Annotated in this window: 1 protein-coding gene; it reads right to left on the reverse strand. The window is 68.9% G+C overall.

Annotation, left to right across the window (positions count from 1 at the left end; all coding sequences use genetic code 11):
- Window positions 1-5,793 (reverse strand): amino acid adenylation domain-containing protein (locus AB0D14_RS44525; RefSeq protein ID WP_362791138.1); only part of this gene is annotated, 5,793 nt, incomplete at both ends.

Consider the following 5,793-nt stretch of genomic DNA (forward strand, 5'->3'; position numbering starts at 1 on the left):
TGATGCACCACCATCACCAGCACGCACTCACCCGGCCCCACCCGCAGCAGCCACGCCCGCAAGGGAAGCTCCGCCGCCAGGTCGAACGCGTGACCTGCCAGTCCGGCAACCGCCTCCGTCAGGCCCTCCCGTCCCACCTCGACCACCGGCAGATCAAACGAGGCAGGCGGGGCAAGGATCTGCTGATACGGACTGCCCTCATCGGCCGGGAAGACCGTCCGCAAAACCTCGTGCCGGGCCACCAGATCGCCCAGTGCCATCCGCAACGCCTTGACGTCCAGGTCGCCGGTCAGTCGCAGAGCCACGGGAATGTTGTAGGTGGCCGAGGGGCCTTCCAACTCGCCCAGGAACCACAACCGCTGCTGCGCGAACGAGACCGGTACCGCCTTGGGCCGTGTCATCGCCACCAGCGCGGGACGTGCCGCACCTGAATCAGTCAGCCGCTGCGCGAGTCCGGCCACGGTCGGCGCCTCGAACAGCGCCCGCATCGCGACCTCCACCCCCAGATCCGTCCGGATCCTGTTGGTCAGCTGCACCGCGAGCAGTGAGTGGCCGCCCAGTTCGAAGAAGTTGTCGTCCACGCCGACCTGGGGGAGGCCCAGGACTTCGGCGAAGACGGTGCACAGGATTTCCTCCTGCACCGTGGCCGGTCCCCGGCGGCTGTCGGCCGTCCGGTAGTCCGGAGTGGGCAGGGCCCTGCGGTCCAGCTTGCCGTTCGCCGTCAGCGGCAGGGCCTCCAGGACCATCAGCGCGGACGGCACCATGTACTCCGGCAGCATCGCGCCGAGGTGGGCGCGCAAGGTGGCACTGTCCGCCTCCGGAGTGTTGCCACCGTTGGGGACGAGGTAGCCGACCAGGCGCTTGTCGCCGGGGCGGTCCTCACGCACCATCACCGCTGCCTGGGACACGGACGGGTGGGCAAGTAGCGTGGCCTCGATCTCACCCAGCTCGATACGGAACCCGCGGATCTTCACCTGGTCATCCGTACGGCCCAGGAAGTCCAGGACACCGTCCGGTCGCCATTTCGCCAGGTCGCCGGTGCGGTACATCCGCTCACCCGGGGTGAAGGGATTGGCCACGAACCGCTGTGCGGTCAGGCCCGGCCGGTCGAGATAGCCGCGGGCCAGGCCTGCGCCGGCGATGTACAACTCACCTGCGACGCCCACTGGCGCCGGCCACAGAGCGGGGTCCAGTACGTAGACCCGGGTGTTGGGGACGGGTGTGCCGATGTGCGGGGTGTTGTGTTCGTTGGCGGGCAGGGGGTCGGTGGTGGTGGCGCAGACGGTGGATTCCGTCGGTCCGTAGGCGTTGATGAGACGGCGGCCGTCGGCCCAGTGGGCAGCCAGGTTCTGGTTCAGGGCTTCGCCGGCGGTGATGAGGGTTGTGATCGACGGCAGGCTGTCAGGTTCCAGGAGAGCCAATGCGGCGGGGGGCAGGGTGGCGTGGGTGACCGACTGCTCCGCGACCAGGCGGACGAGCGCCTGGCCCGGCAGCAGGTCGTGCGACGCGGCCGAGACGAGGCAGGCCCCGTTGCACAAGGCCATCACCGTCTCCCAGATTGCCGCGTCGAAGCTCGCCGAGGCGAACTGCAGCACCCGGCTCCCTGTCGTGATCGCGAATTCCTCCGCCTGTGCGGCGGTCAGGCTCGGCAGTCCTTGGTGGGTGACGGCCACGCCCTTGGGTTGCCCGGTGGAGCCGGAGGTGTAGATGACATACGCGGGGTGGGCCGGCAGCAGGGCTGTACGGCGCTCGGCGTCGGTGGGGTCCGAGTCGTCGAAATCCTTGAGTGCGGCGGTGGTGTGGGGGTCGTCGACGGCCAGGTGTGACAGCTCTTCGCCGGCGAGACGGGAGGCCAGATCCGTGCTCAGGTCCGTGCTGGTGAGCACCAGGAGGGGCTGGGCGTCTGTGAGCATGTAAGTGATGCGGTCGGCGGGGTAGTCCGGGTCGATGGGCAAGTAGGCGCCGCCTGCCTTGGACACTGCGAGGGAAGCGACGATCAGGTGGATGGAGCGCACCAACATGACTGCGACCAGCGACTCGGGTCCCACACCCCGGTCGATCAGCAGCCGGGCGAGGCGGTTGGCGCGGGCGTTGAGCTCCGTATAACTCAGCTCTACGTCCTCGAAGACGAGGGCGGCCGCGTCGGGGGTGCGTGCGGCCTGGGCCTGGAACAGCTCCGGCAGCGTCGCAGCAGGCACGTAGCGGGCGGTGTCGTTCCACTCGGCCAAGACCTGGTGCCGCTCCGCGGGATCGAGGACGTCCACCGTGCTGATCTGCTGGTGCGGCGCTGTTTCCAGGGCGGTGACGATGCCTTCGGCGGCGGTGTGGACCATGGCGCACAGTGATGCACCCGAGACAGGTTCGGCGACCTGCACGGTGAGGGTGAAACCGTCGCCGGTGTCGTCGACGCTCAGCCCGATCGGGTAGTTCGTCCGCTCCTGGTCGTACAGCAACTCGATGCCGTCAAGGCGGCTGTCCGCTTCTGGCTCAGTGCTCCTGGAGTGCCGGTAGTTGAACAGGGAGGTGAACAGCGGGGTGTCCGCCTTGATGCCGCTGGCCTGCCGGGCGAGTTTCAAGGGGGCGTGTTCGTGGACGAGCAGGTCCGCCAGCTGGTTCTGCACCGACCGGACCGTGTCCATCACCTGCGCGCCGTGCGTCTGCACCCGTACCGGCAGGGAGTTGATGAACAGGCCCAGAACGCGGTCCGCGCCGCTTCCCGCGGCCATGCGGCCGAACAGGACGGTACCGAAGACGACGTCGTCCCGGCCCGCGGTGGCTGCCAGGACCCGCGCCCACACCACATGCAGGACCGTGGCCGGGCTCACGCCCAGCCGGCGTGACTGGTCCCGCAGTCGCCGCGCGAGTTCCGCGTCCATCACGCGACGGGACTCCGCCACGCCGGTGCCGTCGCCGCGGACGTCGAGCAGGCCGAACGGCGCGGTCGGCTCGGTCACGTCCCCCAGCAGGGTGGAGAAGTACCTCTGGTGTTCCTCCTGCGCCACCCGCAGGCGGGCCTGGGCAACGAAGTTCCGGAACGGCAGAGGAATGGGCAGGGTGTCCTCGCGGCCCTCGATGAACGAGCGCACCTCCTTTAGCAGCACGTCCAGGGTGGTGTGGTCCGAGATCAGGTGATGGGCCTGAACGAGCGCGAGCCACTGACCGTTCACCGGGTCGGCCGCCGTGTACACGCGGATCAGCGGCGCCTGGCCGATGTCCATCGATCCAGGACACGCGGCCAGCATCCGGCCGGTCACCTCATCGTCAGGCCCCTCGGGCAAGTCGACACTTTCCACCGGGATCGCAGTGTGGCGCACTACGACCTGGACCGGTTCGCGCAGTCCTTCCCACAAGACGGCGGTCCGCAGGATGTCATGCCGGTCGACGACCTTCTGCAGTGCGTCCACAAACCTGTCGAGCCGCTGCCGGGAGTCGAACCCCAACAGCACCGGCAGCACATAGACATCGGTCCCGTCACCGGAGTCACCCATCAGGTGGTGGAAGAGGATCCCTTCCTGCAGCGGAGCCAGCGGGTACACATCCGCCACGTTGCCCGCTCCGCCGGGAACCCGGGCCACGATCCGGTCGATCTCTCCGCGGGTCAGATCCACCAGGGGAAGCATGTCGGGAGAAATGGTCAGGGCGTTGTCCGGAATCCGGTTCTCCGGCACCGCCACCTCGGCCCGGCCATCCGACGCAGCCAGTCCGGCAGCCGTCGGCGCCGCGAACAGCGACCGCACATCAACTGATATCCCCCGGGCACGCAGCAGCTCCACCACCCGCACCGCGAGGAGTGAGTGGCCGCCCAGTTCGAAGAAGTTGTCGTCCACGCCGACCTGGGGGAGGCCCAGGACTTTGGCGAAGACGGTGCACAGGATTTCCTCCTGCACCGTGGCCGGTCCCCGGCGGCTGTCGGCCCTCTGGTAGTCCGGAGTGGGCAGGGCCCTGCGGTCCAGCTTGCCGTTCGCCGTCAGCGGCAGGGTCTCCAGGACCACCAGCGCGGACGGCACCATGTACTCCGGCAGCATCGCGCCGAGGTGGGCCCGCAGGACAGCGGTATCGACACCACCTGTGTGACTGGCGGCGGCGACGAGGTAGCCGACCAGGCGCTTGTCGCCGGGGTGGTCCTCACGCACCATCACCGCTGCCTGGGACACGGACGGGTGGGCGAGCAGTGCGGCCTCGATCTCACCCAGCTCGATACGGAACCCGCGGATCTTCACCTGGTCGTCGGTCCGCCCGAGATACTCCAGGTGCCCGTCGGCGTTCCATCGGGCCAGGTCGCCGGTGCGGTACATCCGCTCACCCGGGGTGAAGGGGTTGGCCACGAACCGCTGTGCGGTCAGGCCCGGCCGGTCGAGGTAGCCGCGGGCCAGGCCTGCGCCGGTGATGTACAACTCACCTGCGACGCCCACCGGCGCCGGCCGCAGAGCCGGGTCCAGTACGTAGACCCGGGTGTTGGGGACGGGTGTGCCGATGTGCGGGGTGTTGTGTTCGTTGGTGGGCAGGGGGTCGGTGGTGGTGGCGCAGACCGTGGATTCCGTCGGTCCGTAGGCGTTGATGAGACGGCGGCCGTCGGCCCAGTGGGCAGCCAGGTTCTGGTTCAGGGTTTCGCCGCCGGAGACGAGGGTCGTGATCGACGGCAGGCTGTCCGGTTCCAGGAGAGCCAGTACAGCGGGGGGCAGGAGTGCGTGGGTGACCGACTGCTCCGCGACGAGGCGGACGAGTGCCTGGCCCGGCAGCAGGTCGTGCGACGCGGCCGAGACGAGGCAGGCCCCGTTGCACAAGGCCATGACCGTCTCCCAGATTGCCGCGTCGAAGCTCGCGGAGGCGAACTGCAGCACCCGGCTCCCTGTTGTGATCGCGAATTCCTCCGCCTGTGCGGCGGTCAGGCTCGGCAGTCCTTGGTGGGTGACGGCCACGCCCTTGGGTTGCCCGGTGGAGCCGGAGGTGTAGATGACATACGCGGGGTGGGCCGGCAGCAGGGCTGTACGGCGCTCGGCGTCGGTGGGGTCGGTGTCCTGGAGGTCCTTCAACGTGGTGGTGGTTCGGGGGTCGTCGACGGCCAGCTGTGACAGCTCTTCGCCGGCGAGACGGGAGGCCAGATCCGTGCTCAGGTCCGTGCTGGTGAGCACCAGGAGGGGCTGGGCGTCGGTGAGGAGGTAGGTGATCCGCTCAGCGGGGTAGTCCGGGTCGATGGGTACATACGCGCCACCGGCCTTGACCACGGCGAGGAGGGCGACCACCAGGTCGACGGAGCGGTGCATCATGACCGCGACCAGCGACTCGGGCCCCACACCCCGGTCGATCAGCAGCCGGGCGAGGCGGTTGGCGCGCTCGTTGAGCTCGGCGTAGGTCATCTCGACGCCGGCGAAGATGAGGGCGGTCGCGTCGGGGGTGCGTGCGGCCTGGGCCTGGAACAGCTCCGGCAGTGTCGCCGCGGGCACCTTCTGGGCGGTGTCGTTCCACTCGACCAGGACCCGTTTCCGCTCCGCCGGGTCCAGTACCTCGATGGCGTTGATGTGCTGGTGCGGTTCCTTGGTGACGGTGTCCAGGACGCGGACGAACCGTTCGGCCAGGGTCTCCACCGTTCCGCGGTCGAACAGGTCGAGGGCGTAGTCGATACCGCCGTGCAGACCGGCCGGGCGATTACCGCTGCTGGTGCTGGTGTTGGTGTGGAAGGTCTCGGCCAGAGTGAACGACAGGTCGAATTTGGCTGCGGGTTCGCCGGTGGGCAAGGGTTCGGTGTCGATGCCGGGCAGGTCGAGGGCGGCGTGGGCGTTGTTGTGCAGGGTG

Origin of the sequence: Streptomyces sp. NPDC048484 (assembly GCF_040651415.1) — a bacterium.
GTDB lineage: Bacteria > Actinomycetota > Actinomycetes > Streptomycetales > Streptomycetaceae > Streptomyces.